Annotated in this window: 16 protein-coding genes; all 16 read right to left on the bottom strand. The window is 47.9% G+C overall.

The features are described from left to right. Nucleotides 1-4 precede the first annotated feature (4 nt). The gene (locus ACKGJP_RS12940) at nucleotides 5-880 is read right to left on the bottom strand and encodes a carbohydrate ABC transporter permease (protein WP_409346044.1); all 876 of its coding nucleotides are present in this window, start codon (nucleotides 878-880) and stop codon (nucleotides 5-7) included. A 19-nt stretch (nucleotides 881-899) separates the two neighbouring features. Further along, nucleotides 900-1,868 (bottom strand): ABC transporter permease, encoded by a 969-nt coding sequence (locus tag ACKGJP_RS12935; protein ID WP_409346043.1) that lies wholly within the window; start codon nucleotides 1,866-1,868, stop codon nucleotides 900-902. A 171-nt stretch (nucleotides 1,869-2,039) separates the two neighbouring features. Then, nucleotides 2,040-3,566: a hypothetical protein gene (locus tag ACKGJP_RS12930; protein WP_409346042.1), complete on the bottom strand. Its 1,527-nt coding sequence runs from the start codon at nucleotides 3,564-3,566 to the stop codon at nucleotides 2,040-2,042. 502 nt (nucleotides 3,567-4,068) lie between these two features. Continuing rightward, entirely contained in the window at nucleotides 4,069-4,371 is a 303-nt protein-coding gene (locus ACKGJP_RS12925; protein WP_409346041.1) for a sugar phosphate isomerase/epimerase family protein, read from the bottom strand. Continuing rightward, nucleotides 4,361-5,131, bottom strand: a complete 771-nt coding sequence (locus tag ACKGJP_RS12920) for a hypothetical protein (RefSeq protein WP_409346040.1) — start codon at nucleotides 5,129-5,131, stop codon at nucleotides 4,361-4,363. Before ACKGJP_RS12920 ends, ACKGJP_RS12925 begins: the two co-directional genes overlap by 11 nt. A 359-nt stretch (nucleotides 5,132-5,490) precedes the next feature. Then, nucleotides 5,491-6,297: a Nif3-like dinuclear metal center hexameric protein gene (locus ACKGJP_RS12915; RefSeq protein WP_409346039.1), complete on the bottom strand. Its 807-nt coding sequence runs from the start codon at nucleotides 6,295-6,297 to the stop codon at nucleotides 5,491-5,493. 25 nt (nucleotides 6,298-6,322) lie between these two features. Continuing rightward, a complete protein-coding gene (locus tag ACKGJP_RS12910) occupies nucleotides 6,323-7,216 on the bottom strand; it encodes a carbohydrate ABC transporter permease (protein ID WP_409346038.1) in 894 nt (297 codons plus the stop codon). An 11-nt stretch (nucleotides 7,217-7,227) separates the two neighbouring features. Further along, nucleotides 7,228-8,160 carry an ABC transporter permease gene (locus ACKGJP_RS12905; RefSeq protein WP_409346037.1) on the bottom strand — a complete coding sequence of 311 codons (933 nt, stop codon included), beginning with the start codon at nucleotides 8,158-8,160 and terminating at the stop codon, nucleotides 7,228-7,230. Between the two features lie 72 nt (nucleotides 8,161-8,232). Further along, nucleotides 8,233-9,771: an ABC transporter substrate-binding protein gene (locus tag ACKGJP_RS12900; protein ID WP_409346036.1), complete on the bottom strand. Its 1,539-nt coding sequence runs from the start codon at nucleotides 9,769-9,771 to the stop codon at nucleotides 8,233-8,235. Between the two features lie 136 nt (nucleotides 9,772-9,907). Next, nucleotides 9,908-11,548: a helix-turn-helix domain-containing protein gene (locus ACKGJP_RS12895; RefSeq protein ID WP_409346035.1), complete on the bottom strand. Its 1,641-nt coding sequence runs from the start codon at nucleotides 11,546-11,548 to the stop codon at nucleotides 9,908-9,910. After that, complete coding sequence (locus ACKGJP_RS12890; RefSeq protein ID WP_409346034.1) at nucleotides 11,529-13,268, bottom strand: sensor histidine kinase; 1,740 nt, start codon at nucleotides 13,266-13,268, stop codon at nucleotides 11,529-11,531. The genes ACKGJP_RS12895 and ACKGJP_RS12890 overlap by 20 nt, the downstream gene beginning before the upstream one ends. A 171-nt stretch (nucleotides 13,269-13,439) precedes the next feature. Next, the gene (locus ACKGJP_RS12885) at nucleotides 13,440-13,700 is read right to left on the bottom strand and encodes a hypothetical protein (RefSeq protein ID WP_409346033.1); all 261 of its coding nucleotides are present in this window, start codon (nucleotides 13,698-13,700) and stop codon (nucleotides 13,440-13,442) included. Nucleotides 13,701-13,726: 26 nt separating this feature from the next. Next, nucleotides 13,727-15,196: a sucrose phosphorylase gene (gtfA, locus tag ACKGJP_RS12880; RefSeq protein WP_409346032.1), complete on the bottom strand. Its 1,470-nt coding sequence runs from the start codon at nucleotides 15,194-15,196 to the stop codon at nucleotides 13,727-13,729. Nucleotides 15,197-15,215: 19 nt separating this feature from the next. Continuing rightward, nucleotides 15,216-16,172, bottom strand: coding sequence for a carbohydrate kinase family protein (locus ACKGJP_RS12875; RefSeq protein ID WP_409346031.1), 957 nt, complete (start codon nucleotides 16,170-16,172; stop codon nucleotides 15,216-15,218). A 140-nt stretch (nucleotides 16,173-16,312) separates the two neighbouring features. Beyond that, the gene (locus ACKGJP_RS12870; RefSeq protein ID WP_409346030.1) at nucleotides 16,313-17,245 is read right to left on the bottom strand and encodes an alpha/beta hydrolase; all 933 of its coding nucleotides are present in this window, start codon (nucleotides 17,243-17,245) and stop codon (nucleotides 16,313-16,315) included. Between the two features lie 46 nt (nucleotides 17,246-17,291). Continuing rightward, a complete protein-coding gene (locus ACKGJP_RS12865) occupies nucleotides 17,292-18,266 on the bottom strand; it encodes a LacI family DNA-binding transcriptional regulator (protein ID WP_409346029.1) in 975 nt (324 codons plus the stop codon). Between the last annotated feature and the right edge of the window lie 24 nt (nucleotides 18,267-18,290).

Genomic DNA, 18,290 nt, shown 5'->3' with positions numbered 1-18,290 from the left:
AACGTTATTCTTTAATCGATCCCAGCATGGATCCCTGCGCGAAATATTTTTGCAAAAACGGATAAATGGCTACAATCGGGATCATAGATATGATGATGGCCGCCATTTTGATGCTGTCGCCAATCTGAGAGGCCGATTTCTCCGCCATGCTTAAATCATTATTGATATCCGCTGTGCCAACGATAATCATTTGCCTTAACAGCACCTGCACCGTCCACATACTGCTCTTGCTCAAATAAATGACGGCTCCGAAAAACTCATTCCAGTGGCCGACCATGAACATAAGTCCGAATGTCGCCATAACCGGCATCGAAAGCGGCAGCACGACCGACCATAAGATCCGTACTTCCCCTGCTCCGTCCATTCGCGCCGCCTCATCCAAGCTTTCAGGAAGTCCCTGGAAAAATGTTTTCATTACCATTATCGTGAAAGCGTTTGTCGCACCAGGCAATAACAGCGCCCAGTAAGTATTCAACAGCCCAAGCGACTTTATCAGCAAATAATTCGGTATTAAGCCGGCCGAGAAGAGCATGGTGAAAAAAATGATCAGCATCATCGCGCGCCGGCCCGGCAAAAACTTTTTGGACAGCGCATAGGCAAGCGTTGCAGAGAATACCAAATTGATGGCCGTCCCGACTACCGTGATATACATGGTATTGCCAATCGCATTTGGGAATCGATTCGTTGATAGCAAATATTTATAACCTTCGAGCGAAAATTCTTTCGGTATTAGAAAAAATTTTCCTCCAATCGATTCTCCGCCGCCACTGAACGAAACGGCCACAATGTACAAGAACGGAAGAAACACCAGCAAGCTGTAGAACAGCATGAATAATGAATTAGTTGCATCAAATAGGGTGAATTTATCCTTTATTCGCACGTTTGCACCTCGATCCGGCTTAAAACACGCCGTCTTCTCCCGCTTTTTTGGCAAAATAGTTACTGACGACAACCATAATCAATCCGACTACCGAGTTGAACAATCCGGCCGCAATCCCGTAGCTGAATTGGGACTGCGTCAAGCCTACCCGGTATACATACAGATCGAGAACGTCGGAGACGTCTTGATTAAGCCCGTTGCTCATCAGGAATACCTGCATGAAGTTGGAATCCATAATACTGCCGATGCGAAGCACTAGCAATATGATGATGGTGCTCCTGATGCCGGGAAGGGTAATATGCCATATTCGCCGCCATCTGCCGGCACCGTCCATCTTGGCCGCTTCATAAAGGTCGGGATTCACGCCTGCAATCGCCGCAAGAAAGATGATCGTCCCCCAACCCGCTTCCTTCCAAATCCCCTGAAATACCGCGAGCGGCCGGAACCACTCATTGCTCGTCATGAACCCGATTTCTTTGCCGATTGCTTCTGCCAAAGAATGGTTAATGACACCGGACGGCCCGAAGAAAATGAGCGTAATCGCTACGACTACGACCCAGGAAAGAAAATGCGGCAAGTAGACAACCGTCTGCACGATTCTTCTCATCAACACTGAGCGCAGCTCGCTCAACAGAATCGCCAATAAAATGACAAACGGAAAATAAAAGGTCAAATTATACAGGCTTAAAATCAGCGTGTTCTTTAGAAGAAGGAAGAACGCTTCATTCGCGAAAAATTCCTGAAAATGCTTAAAGCCTACCCACGGACTCTTCCAAAAACCCAAAAACGGGCTAAAGTCCTGAAAAGCGAGCAAGATGCCCCACATCGGAAAGTATTTAAACACAATAAAATAGATCATTCCCGGGGCAGCCAGCAAATAAAACCACATGTATTTTTTCGCATTTTTCTTAAATAAAGATTTCGCTGTCGCCCTAGAATAATGCGCTTTCATTTGAAGCCCCGATTGTTCGCCCTGATACAAAGCCATCTGCAACGCCTCCTTCAATTCCATGATGCACTCTTATCGTACAACGCTTTCATAACCTTTCAAATGTTCCTTGTTAATGGGACTGTATCCTCTTTTACGATCTTCCCCATACATCCGTATAAGAAAGAGAATTGCCCTCCTGCTTCGGAAGACAATTCTCTTGTATCCGCCTTACTTTTTCTGAGCGTTGTACTGATCCATATACTCTTTGGCGATTTGGTCGCCGTACGTTTTCGTCCAGCTGTCGATTTCGGCCTTTACCGCGTCGAGCGTGCCTTCTCCGATGACGTATTTCAATGCGGCGGTACTAAGCTTCTTCAGATTGTCCGGATTTTTGGCATTCGTTTCCGAAATCAAACCGCCGAATGGATTGTTGATGCCTATTTTCCCAAAGCTGTCGGTGATGTCTTTCATGGTTTGTCTGACCGGGGCGGAAGCGTCTGCATTGACGTATATATAGGGATCATAACGATTTTCCAGCACCCAGATGTTCGGCATTTCTTCCTGGAACAGCTTCAGCTGCTCAGGCGTCTGTTCCACCTTGCCATCCTTATAACTTGTAGAGTGCATGCCGCTTATCCCTGCTTTCATGAACGCTTGATTTTCCTCGCTAGCCGAGAAATCAAGGTAATCGACGATCTTTTGAATCTTGTTTTTTGGCGTCGTGCTCGGAATCGACCATAAACCATAATAACCGGCACTTGTGAAGATACCGCCTTTTCCATCCGGACCTTTCAACAAAGGAATGATAGCTAATTCCGCCTTGGGATCGGCTTTACGAATTTTGGCCAAGTTGGCGCTTGGGCTGTCATTCAATTCCTGTACATTCGCCGCTCTGGCCCCGCCAATACCTTGAAGATATTGATCCTGGGCTTGCTGGGACTTTAATACCGGGGCGTTTTTGTCAAAAAGTCCAGCCGCCCACGCTTGCTTTACCCAATCCAAATACTTCAAGTATTCCGGTGTTTGTATCGCATATTTAGGAACGCCATTCTCGATTCTCCATCCATTAGGCATGCCTAATGCAAACTGAACCGGTGAAAGCCAACCGAAAACCGAATAGGAGTTTGTAGGGAAGGTGACGATCGGCACGGTCTTCCCTCCGCCGACCGGATCCTTCTCCTTGAAGGTTTTCATCGCTTGCGTATATTCGTCCAGTGTCTCCGGCATTTTCAAACCGTACTTGTCCAACCAGTCTTTACGGATCGATATGACTCCCTGCGCATCATACATTTGACGCGGGCGGGGGATCCCGTATACTTTATTGTCAATCTTCGTTTGGGTCCAAGTGATTTCAGGGATCAGGCTTAAATTCTTCTTGTCTTTCAGATAGGATGTCAGGTCATGGAAAGCGCCCTGTTTGACGTAGTTGGAAAACACGGTGTCTTTTCCACTTTCAAACAGAATGAGGTCGTAGGATGACGAATTCGCCATCGCCAAGTTGACTTTATCCGAGTAGGTATCATAGATAGCCAGTTCGAGATCAAGCTTGACGTTGCCGCGTTTCTCGATATCTTCCTTCGCTTTGTTAAGATCCACTTTAAGCGTGTCCCCTACGAGAAGTGCCTTTATTTTAGTTGGCTCGTTGGAAGCCGTTGCTCCGTTTGAAGGTTTTTCCTTCTCGGAAGCGCCACATCCGGTCAATGCCCCCGTTATCATGATAGCCGCCAGAGAAACAATCGCATGTTTCCTTTTCATTCTGTTATACCCCTCTCGCTTTTTCTTCTGTATTTCGTTACTAAATCAATCGTTGATCTCGTATTTTTACGTTTGTTGTGAGAGTCTCACCCTTTCCAGGTCATTTCCTTTCCTAAATAATAAGTGACTGACTGCTGCAGTGATTAAAAATACGCTTACATGATTCGGCTGCATGTTGTTAGTTGTAATCTTACTGAATTATTGTTTGCGCTTACATGCTCTATTTTAAGCGAAATGTATCCTGATTTATGGGAATGGAGCCGAAGGAAGAGATCATTGGCATGATAGCTTGCAAGAAAAACATCAGAATTTCACCAATTTTAACACAAATAAACATTAAACTACAACATAAATTCCCAAATGTGAATGAGACCTCAAATAGTAACGATTATTGCAATATATCAACGAAAAGCTGCTCCTTATCCCAAAACTCTCTCTCCTCCATATAAAAAAACTCACTCACATTTACGCAAGTGAGGCTTTGCTTACCTATGCGGTAGGCTTACGCCAGCCACATCTTGAACTTCGCTGAAAAATTGTTCAGCATCTCGATTGATCCGTATTGCTCGCTGAAGTCTTCAACGCCAAGATAACCGTCGTAGCCGACCGCTTTCAAATCGCCAAGCAGCTTCTTCCAATTGATCATACCTTCATCCAGGGGCGACCAATCGCTTTTCCAAAGCGATACGCCCTCTTTCCGTTCTCCCGTCGGTGCCCATTTAGCGTTCTTGACGTGAACGTGTGCAAGATAAGGCCCGAGCAGCTCAAGCCCCATCCGGTAATTCTCAAAGCCCTCATGCACCATATTTCCGGCATCGTGCAGGACGCCAATGTGATCCGGATTGAAACCGGATACCAATTAAACCCGCGCTCGGCGCGATTGTTCTATGGTGGATTTCCACCAGGCCTTTGACGCCGTATTGCTGAGAAAGCTCCTGGACGTGGTGCAGGTAATCCACCTCTTCTGCAAACAGATCATGGTAGTTTCTGGACCCATCATACACAGGAAGAGCTACACGAATGAATCTCGCGCCCACTTTCTTGGCGACCTGCATGACCCGCTCCGTGTTATCCCAATACGCCATTTCGGATTGAACATGCAATACCGCTTCGTATGCAGAATGTCCTTGCAAAACATTTTCAGGCAGTTCCGCTATCGGCAGCACGCTGTTGGCCTTCACTTGAACCGGGTACTTCGCTTCGTATAAGATTCTTCCCGAAAAATCGCTTATCGTTATGCTCACTACGTCATTAAGCGCGGCCAGCGTATCGTTCACAACGTAGACTGTCATTTTGTCGCCGATTTCATGATCCACCGTCAATAGGATCGGATGGAAAAACTTTGCCGAGTAATAGTAGGAAGCTTTCGGAAGCAGGCAGTACTCAATCATTGACCAGCTCGTTCCCGGCCAGCAATCGTTCAGCTGCCAAATTAACGCCCCGCTCGTTCTGGGTTTGTTTCTGCGGTAGTGCTCTACTGCGAGCTGCAAGCCTGCCGCTTGCGTCAACATGGAGAAATCCATATATTCCTCAATATTTTGAGGAATTCCGGTGTATCCTTCCATCAGTAAGATTCCTTTGGGCTGATGCGCATCCTTATTTCGATACGCCATTTCGTCGCTTAGCCAGTAAAATTCACCTTTCGGAACGTAGCTTTCCAATGTATGACGGTTTGCAGAGGCGTGCATGCCAAACTCACTGCTGAATAGCGTGGGATCATTTATACGGTTGGATTCCCCTCTCTTCTATCCTCCCACTTGTCCTTGGAACAGTTCCGATTTCGAATACATAAAGTTCTACGGCTTGTCAAAAATCAGGATTTTTTTTTTTGCAACATTACGCTTTCGTGTCATCCTATAAAAAATAGACCGTCGTGTATACGACGGTCTTTATTGAAAATAATTTAAGAATGAAAGCAGCCTTTCTATAGGTAACGGAACGGTTCCTTCGCATCGACGAACGTGACCGGAATATGTTCCACAAGCGTTTGCATCCACTCTGACATATGCTTCATCCCCCATTCCTCGGTTCGTTCATGTCCGACTACCAGCATTCCCTTATTGAATCCCAGCATTGCCGCGTCATTGATATAGGCGCATAATGTCCACTCCGTAATCTCGCCGCAAATCATGACATCGAGCTCCTTGTCCCTCATGAGCTCCATCGGCATTTGCTCCCTGCCCAGCCCCAGGCTGCCTCCGCCGACCAAAATCCCGATTCGGGAACACGGCATGTCGGGATTGCCCACGATCCGCAGCACGTTCATGGACAATTTCCGCATGAAAAAAGCCGCCAGGTCGCCCAAAGTCGTCTTTTCAATTTCGTAACACCAGGGCGAGCTTGGATCGATCTGCTTGTTCTCCCATCCGAGCTCCTTAATCAGACCGTCATAAATCCGGTCAGTTTGCGCGAGGTGCATATGATCGTGATATCTCCAAATGGCAATCCGGTAATCTTCAATCAACTTCTGTTTCGCCAAATAGACAGGGTCCTTCTGCAGCCATTCTAATTCGTCAAGCCCTGTATAATAAGTAGGCTCATGTGTAATGATCATGTTCGCTCCGATCGCAATCGCTTCCCTGATCACATCGACAGTAGCCATAAAGCTCGTGACAATCCCCTTCACTTCCATGTCCGGGTCACCGCTTATGAGCAAGTCGCAAGTTTTCTCCAGCTTCCGCCCGCCGCAGGAGTCGAGCAGCACTCGGTCGATTACCTCTTGAACGTTCATCTTTACAACCCCCTTTCCATTCACGTTATCCTTTAACGGCGCCGATCACGACGCCTTTCATTAGGTACTTCTGAAGGAACGGCATCACGAATAATACCGGCAGTATCCCGATAACCGCCATGGCCATTCGAATGGCCGTACTTGGAAGTTCTACCGCGCTTGCTCCCAGAATGCTGCTAGCCTGGCTGGATTTCAGAAATTGAATGTTGTTCATCAAACGGATCAGCATGTTTTGGATGCCATAGTACTGAGGTTTCGTGATGAAATAAAGCGCGTTGATCCAATCGTTCCAATAGGCCAGTCCCATAAACAATCCGACAGTCGCCATAACAGGCACGGATAATGGCAGCATGATCCGGAAAAACGTCCGCAGTTCCGACGCCCCGTCGATTTGGGCGGATTCAATGAGATCGACAGGCACATTGTTCTTGTAATAATTCCTGATCAATAGAACATGGAAACCGTTGGTCAACAAATTAGGAACGATCAAAGCTGCGAGCGTATCCTTCACATGCAAATATTTGGTCCACAAGATGTAGGAAGGAACGACGCCTCCGCTGAACAGCATGGTAAAGAAGACGGCAAACGCAAGCACGTTATGGTATTTGAAGTCTTTTCTGGACATCGGGTAGGCGAGCATGCTTGTGATCAACAAACCGATCCCCGTCCCCAAGATCGTTACCAAGAAAGAGACGCCATAAGCTTGGAGGAAGGTGGACGATGAGGAGACCATATATCCATAGGCATCAAGACTCAGCTTACCCGGAAAAAAGCTGTATCCTTCTCGTATCAAGGTGGATTCGTCAGTAAAGGAAGCGGCAAAGACTAAGATGAAAGGCAGAAAAGCTAGAACGGTCAGCCCTCCCATGACGATCGCAGAGAAAATGGTAAATGCGCGTTCCCCTCTGGTTTGTATCATTGCATGTCCTCCTAAAACAAAGCATTGTCCTTGTTCACCTTTTTGACAATGGCATTCGCAAGCATAACAAGCACGAATCCGACCACCGATTGGTACAATCCTGCGGCGGCGGACATTCCGATATCGTTCACCTGCATAAGCGCGCGATACACATACGTATCGATCGTTTGCGTTGTGCTGTATAAAGCTCCCGCATTCATTGGAACCTGGTAGAACAGGCCGAAGTCCGAGTTGAATATTCGACCGATCGACATCAATCCCAGTATGACGATTGTGGGCTTCAGAAGCGGCAAGGTGATCATCCGAATTTGCTTGAGCTTGCCGGCGCCGTCTATTTTCGCGGCTTCGTAAATGCTCTTGTCGATCCCTGCGATAAACGCGAAGTAAACGATGGACCCGTAACCTGCCGTTTTCCACAGCTGAATGAGCACAAGCAGATAGGGCCAATAGTTCGGCTCCGAATACCAGTTGATCTCCGGAATGCCCAGGGGGCGGAGTATGGAGCGGTTGACGAATCCGCTGTCCGCATTGAGAAACGCGAACACAAGGTATGACAGTACGACCATTGAGATCAAGTTCGGCAGAACCAAACCCGACTGGAACAGTTTAGAGTAGACTTTGTAAAGCAGTTCCGACATGAGGACGGCGATTAGAATCGAGAGAATCGTCCCGAACACGATGAAGGCTGCGTTATAGAGCAGCGTGTTTCTGGTCATGACCCAAGCATCGCTCGTTTGGAACAAAAAATGAAAATTGTCGAAACCGACCCAGTCGCTTCGGAAAATCCCTTTGGTGTAATCCACATCCTTAAAAGCAATGAATAAGCCGATCATCGGAATATAGTTGTTTACAAGAAAATACAGCAATCCCGGGGCGGCCAATAGGAAGAGGGGAAGCGTCTTCTTAAGACCGGTCGATTTCGATTTCTTCCTTCCGGCAGTCATATCTGCATTCACCTCCATCATGCAAAGCGGGCCTGGTTCAGGCCCAGCTTTGCAAGACGCTTTAAATCGAAGTTATTTTTTCTGTGACGCGATCCATTCATCAAGCTGTTTCTGCTTGTTCTGGATAATCGTTTGGGCACCTGCTTCGTTCAGCGCTTGCACGAATTTGGGGATTGTCGTATCCGGATCCAAAGCACCGCTTACTAGTCCCGGCAAATATTGGTTCACTACGTTGTTCACTGCGCTTATTTGCGATTTCACTTTGCTTTGGTCGAAAATGAAGCCGAAATACGGGGACTTTCGGGTGTTCTTATTTTCCTTCAACTTGAGCTCAACGTCCGACCAAGAAACCCCCTCAAGCTGATACTGCAAGGATTCCGAACCAACGATCCCCGTGCTCAACATGGCCGTATAGGGAACGGTAGAAGCATCCTTCCCGTCCGGCAATTTTACATGGTGCTCGTCAACCTTGATATAGTCTTCCCCTTCGATCCCGTAAAGAATGGTATTGATCAAGTCGACATCGCTGTACAGCATATTGAGAAACTTGACGGTCGCTTCAGGCGCTTTCGTTGTGCTTGAAACCATCCAGCTGACAAGATTGGCGGATCCTGTCTCGAAGTAATAGGGAGCAATCCGTTTCATCTCCAAACGCTTTCCTGTTTGGGCACTGAGCGCTTTCGCCGCTTCCATCCCGCTGTATCCTCCCATAAAGGAGAAACCCCGGCCGGAGGCGATCATTTCCGGGAACGCAATGGTGGTCGATGCGGCATCCTTCTGCAAATACCCTTTGGCAAACCAATCCCTCATCGTTTTGACGCCGTTCTTGAAAATATCCGTTTCGTAGAAGTTTACGACCTTGCCCTCATTGCCGATAACAGCACCGACCCCGGTCGTGTCCGACAAGAAATCGACTTGATTCGCTCCTCTTAACAAGAGCATGAGCATCGTATCGCTCGGGTTTACATTGAGGGGACCGAAAGGAATGACTTCCGGATATTTCTTCTTGACTGCTTCGAAGACAGCCGGCAGATCTTCAATCGATTTGATGCTGTCGGCGCTATAGCCCGCCTCTTTCAACATGTCTGCGTTGTACACGAAATTGACCGGAAGAGACATACCCTTGTTCACAGGAACCCCATAAATATGGCCGTTCATGGTGGTCGATTTCAGCAGCCCGGGACCGAAATCCTTATCCAATATAGCCGTCAACTCCTTCCCGTATTTGGGGAGCAGTTCGTCCAATGGATAAAGCTGGTTTTTCGATACATAATTGGTAAATTGCCCGAGCGTCGTAAACAAATCCATTTGCTCGCCGCTCTGCAGCGCCAAGTTTATCTTCTGTGCGTAATCGGCCGGACCGTATACTTTGAAGTCCACCTTCACGCCGATTTTTTCCGTCGTAAGCTTATTGATGGCATCCGTTACCCCGCTCAAATCGCTCGGAATTCGATTAAACGACGGCATTGCGAATACGATGGTTTCGACTTTTGCGTTAGTGCCGGCAGCAGCGTCCGGCGATTGTGCCGACTCCTTGCCGCATGCCGCGAGCATCGTGGCGCATATGACCGTCGATAACAGAAGCGGCGTTAGCCTCTTTTTACTTACCATGTTTAAGCCCCCTGTTCATTGTTGATACGCTTTCAGTTTATCTTTCCGGAGCCGTCATGACTTTCAAAAAAACGAAGTGATTTTTCAAAAACAAGTGGAAGTCTCGTTCGTTTCCTTTTAAAAATGCGTGAAAACTCTACCTCCAATGAGAAGTAGAGTTTTCATTCGTGTCCGCCTGTACGGATCGGACTCCATTGTGCTTCGTTCGATAGGCGTTCGGCGTTTCTCCCGTTACCTTTTTAAACACCGTCGAGAAGTAAGAGATCGTGTCAAAACCGGTTTCCATCGCGACATGACTAATGCTCGCCGTGCTTTCGATCAGCATCTGCTTGGCAACCTTAATCCGGAATTCGTTCAAGTATTCCTTGATGGTGCAGCCCGTTTCGGACTTGAACGTTTTGGCCAAATAATCAGACGTCAAAAAGACGTTCGCCGCAACATCTTCGCGGTTCAGATCCCGATTATAGTTCTCGTGGATAAAACGTTTGACCCGCTCGACAACCCCTTCGGATTGCCTCGTCTCGTTGATCGTTTCAATCGTTTTCTCCGTAATCCAGTGCGCCCATTTCATGAAGTCGAAGACACTGTTATCGGATTTTTGAAAGAGGCGCTCGGCGACCTCACCTTCGAAAAGCCGGTGCGCTTGGATATTGTTTCTGGCGAGGAGAGCGTACACAACCTGATGAAAGTCTTCACGAATCGAATGAAGGGTCTTCGGATCAAGTTTATTTTGGCCTGCAAGCCTCTCCAGCTCCTTTTTCAACCGGTTTACGATTTGAACCTTCTCCTTCTGGACAAAGTACAGCGTAAACAGATCGATATCGAGCATATATTGATCTTTCGTATCATACTGGAAAGCATCTTTCCGGAAATGTAGGGTTCCCCTGAAAATGAGATTCGATTCGTCCAAACGCTCCAATTCCGTTTTGGCATTCGCCAGCTGGGAGATCGCCATTCCCTCGCTGATATAGCAGGTAGCAACGCATTTCAAATACTGCTTGCACAGCCGTATGAGACGCTCTCCACGCGTTTTCATGCTGTCGAGATCGGTCTCGCCGTCCATGATGATTACATGATAGAACTGGTTGTCCGTTTGATAGGCAATCACCCGGTCATGATTCGGACGCTTGAACATGGCTTCCGAACTCAAATTGCTCATCGCATAATGAAACGTGCTGTCCTCCCATTCCTTCTCGATTTCGGTCTTGGCGACGCTGACTAGAAATAAAATATATTTGCCATCCATGGATAGGGACAATTCCCTCTTGAGAATTTCAACTTGAATCATATCCGGCCTAGGCGGGATGATGGCGTTCAGCACGTCTCTCCAGAAACTCTTCTCCACCAAATCTTTATTTTTCAGCCATGTCTCACCAAGCTTGCTGTATTCGCCGAGCAACCTCTTTTGCTTGAGCGATTCGACCGATTTGTGCAGAACGGTTTCCAACTTTGGTTTGTCAAACGGCTTGATCAAGTACGAATCGGCGTCGTAAGAAATGGCTGTCGATGCGAATTCGAAGCTCTCGTGGCAGGTGAAGAAAATGAAAGCGCAATCAAACTGATTGTCCCGGACCCATTTGATCATCTCCAAACCGGAGCCTCGAGGCATTTCGATGTCGCAAATAATCAGATCGGGAATACCGGCTTCGAAACATAATTTCGCATCTTGGATGTTGTGGGCTGTCATGACCTGCGCGATACCGAATTTGTGCCAGTCCATCATATCGCGAAGAACCTCGACGGTTGGAATGTCGTCGTCAATCAACAAGCAGCGCATGATGCTCCTCCTTCGGTGCTAGTTCGCGGGTATCCTGGATCGGCACCCATAATTCGATCTTGGCGCCAGACGGCTCCGCATTCGATAATGTCAGCAGATCGTCTCTTTTATAGAGCAGTAGAAGCGTTCTGCGGATATTCGCGATTCCGACTTGATCGCTTCTTTCGATCGGGTCGATTGCCGTTATATCGGCGGTCTGCAAGACATGCGGCGGGAACCCCTCCCCGTTGTCCTCAATAACAATTTTGACGCATGGCGTGTCCTCCAGCATGTCCTTGCTCGCTCTGATAAAAATAGAAAGCATCTTTCCGTAGATCATGGCATGCTTAAAGATGTTTTCGACGAACGTCTGAAGCAAAAATTGCGGGATGGGGATTTGCCCTGCGCCCGGATCGATGTCCGTCATGTAAAAGATTTGATCGGGATAACGAATGTCCTGCATCCGAATATAATTTTCCACATGCTTGATTTCCTCTTGGATCGGGACCAGGATAAGCCCCCCTTTGAACATATATCTCAGATGCTCGGACAAATGAAGAATCAGCTTCCTGATTTCTTCGTTTTTGTTTTGGTAAGTCAAGCTGGAGATAGTTGAAATCGCATTCAGAAAAAAATGAGGCCTGATCTGCATTTGCAGGTATTTCAATTCGGCGCGGCTTCTTTCGATTTTTTCTTCATAGGTATGAATCTTTAAATCGGTAATTTCACGTACCATGGAGTAAAACGAATGAAACAATTTCGTGAATTCTATGGAATAATGTCCTTTAGGAACTTGGAATTCGCGTTGGCCGTTCTCGACTTCTTTAGCGGCTCTTACCAGCTCGAGAACCGGTCTTAAGATACCTCTCGCTAGTGTCCTTAATACGAGCGGAATGACGACGACAGAAATAATCCCAAGCGATATAATGAGCCACTGGATCAGCTTTAACCCCGAGAATACGCTTTGTTTGGCCACCATATTCGTCATCTGCCCGAATTCGGCGATCGGCTGTGAAATAAACAGATCGGTTTTCTCGTACCGATTCTTTATACTATCCAAAGTCAAAGCAGTAGAACCCTTGTTGAAGTCGTCATTCGTAGAGGCGATAACGGATCCTGACCGGTCGTTTATGACATAATGGTCATGGTTGCCCCCCTCCCTGTTCACGATTGACAGCAAGGTATCCGCTTTAACGAACGTTCCAAAGCTAATGTTCGAATACGTCAAGTATTTAAATAAGTAATGCGCTCCTTGAATATCAAAATCCGTCCATTCATCCATTTTTCCGTCCGGATTCGGTTTAAAATCATGCTTGACCATAAAATCGCTCAGCATCAATTTTTCATTGGAAGGAATGCGGCTTCCGAATTGCACAAGAGGCTCTTTGCCATCAGGGAGTTTGATAAACATGCCGTCGCTTGAAAAGTTGTTGGATGTTTTGGTTTTTAATGCATTCATCAGCTGGACGGTTTTGAAATATCGGCCGCTCTCGCCGGCACTCAAATCATCCAATGCGGTATCGATATTATTTTCAAACACTTCCATCAAGTCTTTAGAGTAAATGTTTAGCATGTTGTGGATGTTCTCGACATAAATCGCTAACGTATTGCGGGAATTGCTCAGCGATTGGTTCCGAACGACTTCCAGCGAATAAAGGTTACTCAAGAGGAGAACGGTAAACAGAATTCCCAGAATAATGGTTAGCGCAGCGGAAAACTTGTAAACGATGCTATTCTTCACGATATCGTACGCACTCCCTCCATCACGCTTCCTCCACCATTATAATTCCGAGTAAACCGGATGAATAATATCAAATAAAGGAATGCGCAAACCCCTGAAAGGGATCGAACGCCAAGAAGGCTGCCGATTCCCGCCCAGGGGCAAACTGCCGGTTGCGGATATGTGCTTGCTTTAGACGGAGCGCTTGTCTCCCAGGGCCCAATGCAAAGCTTGACCTATGGATGCATTCCAGAAAAGCTCCCGGATGCGCGAGAACGTGATCCAATCCGAGTAACTTCCCGAATATCCGTTCAGCAGGTACAACGCCTTTATCGGTTGAGCTTCAACCGGCGGCATTCCCGGAATTTCCGGGCGGTCCATCGGAATCAGCGCGTTAAACGTTACTTCTCTTCTCATGGACTTCGAGAAAAAGTGCACTTGCATGGTTGCCATGGGATCATGCCCCTTTGAAAGGAATCTTAAACCGTATAGTCGATTTTGCAGCCCTTTTCGTCAACGTATTGAATCATCGCTTGATAGGTATTCAGGTTTACGTGCAATTCGCAGCTCGTCTTCTCTTTATGCCAGGAGAGCCGCACTTCGTCATCCGCCGAAGAAAGCACGCTGAACGCGCCGTTGAAGGCTTCGTACGTATTTCGGAAGCGGATCAGCTTGAGCAGCCGCTGTACGACTTCCTTTTCAAGCGCTTGTTCGATTTCTGCTACGCTGTAATTGTGCCGGTTAATTTCGCGTCCTTCGCCGGTCTCCAGGGCGCGTGCGAAGTCGTTCTCGCCGGCAAGCAAGCCTACATAATAAACCTGAGGAATGCCCGGAACGAAAAATTGAATCGCTCTGGCCGCCAAATACGCATCATCATCGCCACCCAGCATGCTGTAATAAGAACAGCGAATTTGGTGAACGTCAAAGCCGTCCTCCGCTTTATGCTCATCCGATACAATCAAACTGAGATTGGCGCCTCTTTCCACGCACAGATCGACCAATTCCTTTGCCTCGCGGGTATTAATGAGGCCATCCAAGTCCGGCTTGACGGGAATGCCGTCATGGCAATCCAGCATGGTAAACTGCTTATGCGGACGAACGCTCAGGTAGTGGCACAGCTCATGGCTGGAACGATGAACGAGAGCCTCGAGCACCCTGTAGGGCAGGATGAAATCATAAATCCAGCACCCGTGTTCCGCCAATTTGAATTGAGTGCTATGATGGGCGTGGACTTCCGGCAGCAGTTCGATCCCCAGAGAATACGCCAATTCCTTAACCCAATCGAGAAACGAATAAATGTCCGGCTCGACGAAGAAGCAGCTTGTGCCATGTTTTTTGATGACATATCCAACGGCATCCAGCCTTACGATCTTAATGTTTTGTTGTTTAAAATGAGTAAAGAATTCGGTTAACAGCTGTTTCGTCTGCTGCGAGCGGATATCCAAATCGATTTGCTCGGAAGGATCCGTTTTGCCGAACGTCGTCCAAACTTTGATTTCCTCACCGGTTTCGCCAGTCGGATAGGTTGAATATGGCAGCGGGCGGCGCAAAAACATTTTGTCGATATCCGCTTGAACCGGCTCTCCACTTTCCCAAATTTTATCCAGCGATAAAAATAAATCGGCATAAGCGGACGCTCGTCCCTTGGCAAGGAAATCCTGAAAGTAGGGCGATTGCCTTGAGATATGATTAACCATCAAATCGATCAAAATGTCGAAATGTTCCCCGATCGCCCGGATATCTTCCCAGGAGCCGAAGCTCGGCTCGATCTCCAGGTAGGTCAGCGGCGCAAATCCGCGATCTCCGGATGAGGGAAACGGAGGGAGGATATGAACGCCCCCTGCACATATATCTGAGAAATATTTCATAAGAACCTGGTGCAGCGCTTTTAAATCTCCTCCCATGGAATCGGGATAAGTGATCAACTGCACTTGATTTTTCAGCGTCATTCGTAAGCCTCCTGACCTTCTACAGGCCGAATTGTTCTTTGATTGCGTCCAGACTCGGCAAGTCCACTACCGCGCCCCTATATTTCAACTTATAAGCGCTAACGGCAAAACCAAACCACAACGCTTCCTTAATGGTGTATCCATTGACCGCAGCCGCGTAAAATCCGGACCAGAACGCATCGCCGGCACCTGTCGTATCTTCGATTTCCGTAGCCAGCGAGTTGAATGGTACGGTCTCCCTTCCATTAGAAACAATGGCCCCCTCCTTGCCTAAGGTCATAATGACCAACTTGGCGCCCAGTTCCAGGAACTTCTCGACTTGATTGGCAGGCGAATCCGGTCCAAACAGCCGCTCGGCATCGTCTTCCGAAGGCTTGACGATATCAACCTTCGAGATAACGGATTTGACATACGACACGCCGTCTTCGTCCAGTCCCCAGATCATGGGATGGTAATTGGGATCGAATCCGATCAGCAGCCCGTGCTGTCTCGCCACTTCGATTACCCGTTCTACCGTATGACGGGCCGGAACCATCGAGATCGGCCAGCATGAGAAGTGGACCGCTTTGGAGTTCGTCAAGGCTCTTTCCAGCGATGTGTTGTAAGTCAATCGATAGTCCGCCCCCCGATAAAAGACGGGAATGGGCGTTGCTTTACTTTTCGTGACAACGACCAGACTTGTCGATTCATTGGTTCGCTGGATCCCGTCCGTATCCATGCCTGCCATTCGCAGCCGATTGAGCAGGAACATGCCTAGCCTGTCCTCCCCTATGGCCGCAACGATATGGGAGCGAATGCCGAGCTTATTGACGTTAATGGCAATGTTGGAAGGAGAGCCTCCAAAAAATTTGGTATACCCGTCACATTCGAAAGCATCGTCATAATCATTGGAAATCATGTCAACGAGCAACTCACCGACCGTTAAGAGGTCATTCGGTTTATCTTCAAATCTGATTGCGTCATCTAGATCAAACACTCACTCACCCCCTTCTTGATTCCGATTGTTAACTGGAAAGGACTGTCCTTCGGAATAAATCTATTGTATGAGTGCTTCGATTCGCTTGCTTTAAAAAAACCGTGATTTATTTACAATAAACAGATTATTGGCCCTAGGATTTAACGGGTGAATGCTCTTGCCAGAGCATTGATGTACCCGTTTCTGGCACGCCGGCTAATCTCTGCCGTTGGAACGACGTGTTCGAAGCCATGATAGCATCCAGGATAAAGTTGAAATTCTACATCGACGCCGGCCTGCGCAAGCCGAGCAACATAGTCCATCGTTTCGTCACGGAACGGATCAAGCTGGCCTACACAAGTATAGGCAGGTGGCAGCCCTGCCAGATTGGTTGCCCGGATTGGGGCCGCATAGGGGGAGATGTCGCCCATGACATGCTCGCCAAGATACATCTTCCAGGCCGCCACGTTGTTAGCCCTGTTCCAAACCGCAGGATCCGTGATTTCATGGCTGGAGGGAGTAATATTACGATCGTCGATCATCGGGTATAACGGCATCTGCAAGCAGATAGAAGGCCCGCCCCGATCGCGAGCCATCAACGCCAATGCCGCGCACAAGCCTCCCCCTGCGCTCGCTCCGCCGATCGCAATCCGCGACAAATCGATATTCAACTCTTCCGCAGCGTTAGTCATCCATAATAAAGCGGCATAGCAGTCTTCAATGCCCGCGGGATACGGATGCTCGGGTGCCAGGCGATAATCGGGCGAAATGATGACGCAGTCCGCTCCCTGAACGAAGCTTTCGCAGAGCGCATCATCGACGTCAGGGTGACCTAGCACATATCCCCCGCCGTGGATCCACAGAAGAGCTGGCAGCTTTGCTCCCTCTCTCCGGATCGGTTCGTATATTTTGACCAGCATTTCATTGGATTCCGCTCCGGATATCATGCGTTCTGTCAAGTGAACATACTCGGATTTCTCCGTTTGAGGAAAAGGGAGCTGCCTGGCCTTATCCAAATCATCGGGGAGATGAAAAGGCGGCAAAAGATTTACCGCTTGTTTTAATTCCGGAACCACTCTGCTTATGAAGTTCATTTTTTATCTCCCATAACGTACGCCTACAGCGTTTCATTGAAGTATCTCATGTTGTTCCGTTCTCCAACAATTTCACCGGGAGAATCGTTTCAAGCGGCGTCTCCTCACCCGAAATTTGCTGCAGCAGGCAAGAAACCGCCATTTCGCCCATCTGCTTGATCGGCTGCGCTACCGTCGATAAGTCATCGACTCCGCCAATTTGAATACCGTCATACCCGACGACTTTCACCTCTTCGGGTATGGCTTTGCCGAGCCTCCGGCATTCCCTGACGACCTGCAAAGCCAGCATGTCGCTGCTTGCAAATACGCCGTCAATATCGGGATGTTCTTGAAATAGCGATTGAACCAACTTCTCATATTCCTTGTATTTAAAGCCGTTTAAATCGGTTTGCTTGACGACAAACTCGATGTCTTTTCCCTTCACTTGTTCGATGAAGGCGTCATGCCTCTGTTTGGCAAGGAGGTTCAGCCTTAAATTTCCGCTTATATAAGCGATTTTTTTGCATTTTTTGCGTATAAGCAGGTTTGTCGCAAGGGTTCCTCCGCGGTAATTATCGGACGAAATATAAGGAATCGACTTCGAAATTTGCCGATCCAGCGTCACAAGAGGAAGCTTGATCGACATGTAGGCTTTCACGCTCATCGTATGACTGCCCATAATGATGCCGTCGACCTGGCTGGCTCTCAGCAATTCGATATACTCTTTTTCCTTTTTCTTTTCGAGCAAAGAATTGCAAAGCATCAGCTTATATCCATGTTTATAGGCATAGGATTCGATGTGCTTCGTAATTTGGCCGAAAAAAGGATGGGAGATATCCGGAACGATAAGGCCGATCATATTCGATTTCCTGCGGGACAGCGAACGCGCCAGTTCATTCGGCTGGTAGTTCATTTCCTCCATAGCTTCTTGTACTTTTCTCTTCAAGCTGTCGCTCAAATATCCCCGGTTGTTCAGCACGCGGGAAATGGTCGTAACCGAAACGCCGACTTTTTCTGCTAAATCTTTAATTGTTACAACCATAGCAAACCTCCTTGCCAAATGGTT

The organism is Paenibacillus litoralis, assembly GCF_046244365.1.
In the GTDB taxonomy this organism is placed as follows: Bacteria; Bacillota; Bacilli; order Paenibacillales; family NBRC-103111; genus Paenibacillus_V.
The sequence above is the reverse complement of the archived record's forward strand: the minus strand, read 5'-3'. Positions and strand labels throughout refer to the sequence as shown.

Excerpts from the sequence above, each read along its gene's own strand:
- ACKGJP_RS12900 (WP_409346036.1), bottom strand. The coding sequence starts at position 9,771 with ATGGTAAGTAAAAAGAGGCTAACGCCGCTTCTGTTATCGACGGTCATA.
- ACKGJP_RS12935 (WP_409346043.1), bottom strand. The coding sequence starts at position 1,868 with ATGGCTTTGTATCAGGGCGAACAATCGGGGCTTCAAATGAAAGCGCAT.
- ACKGJP_RS12930 (WP_409346042.1), bottom strand. The coding sequence starts at position 3,566 with ATGAAAAGGAAACATGCGATTGTTTCTCTGGCGGCTATCATGATAACG.
- ACKGJP_RS12895 (WP_409346035.1), bottom strand. The coding sequence starts at position 11,548 with ATGCGCTGCTTGTTGATTGACGACGACATTCCAACCGTCGAGGTTCTT.
- ACKGJP_RS12910 (WP_409346038.1), bottom strand. The coding sequence starts at position 7,216 with ATGATACAAACCAGAGGGGAACGCGCATTTACCATTTTCTCTGCGATC.
- ACKGJP_RS12905 (WP_409346037.1), bottom strand. The coding sequence starts at position 8,160 with ATGACTGCCGGAAGGAAGAAATCGAAATCGACCGGTCTTAAGAAGACG.
- ACKGJP_RS12865 (WP_409346029.1), bottom strand. The coding sequence starts at position 18,266 with ATGGTTGTAACAATTAAAGATTTAGCAGAAAAAGTCGGCGTTTCGGTT.
- ACKGJP_RS12885 (WP_409346033.1), bottom strand. The coding sequence starts at position 13,700 with ATGGCAACCATGCAAGTGCACTTTTTCTCGAAGTCCATGAGAAGAGAA.
- ACKGJP_RS12925 (WP_409346041.1), bottom strand. The coding sequence starts at position 4,371 with ATGGTGCATGAGGGCTTTGAGAATTACCGGATGGGGCTTGAGCTGCTC.
- gtfA (WP_409346032.1), bottom strand. The coding sequence starts at position 15,196 with ATGACGCTGAAAAATCAAGTGCAGTTGATCACTTATCCCGATTCCATG.
- ACKGJP_RS12870 (WP_409346030.1), bottom strand. The coding sequence starts at position 17,245 with ATGAACTTCATAAGCAGAGTGGTTCCGGAATTAAAACAAGCGGTAAAT.
- ACKGJP_RS12920 (WP_409346040.1), bottom strand. The coding sequence starts at position 5,131 with ATGGAAGGATACACCGGAATTCCTCAAAATATTGAGGAATATATGGAT.
- ACKGJP_RS12915 (WP_409346039.1), bottom strand. The coding sequence starts at position 6,297 with ATGAACGTTCAAGAGGTAATCGACCGAGTGCTGCTCGACTCCTGCGGC.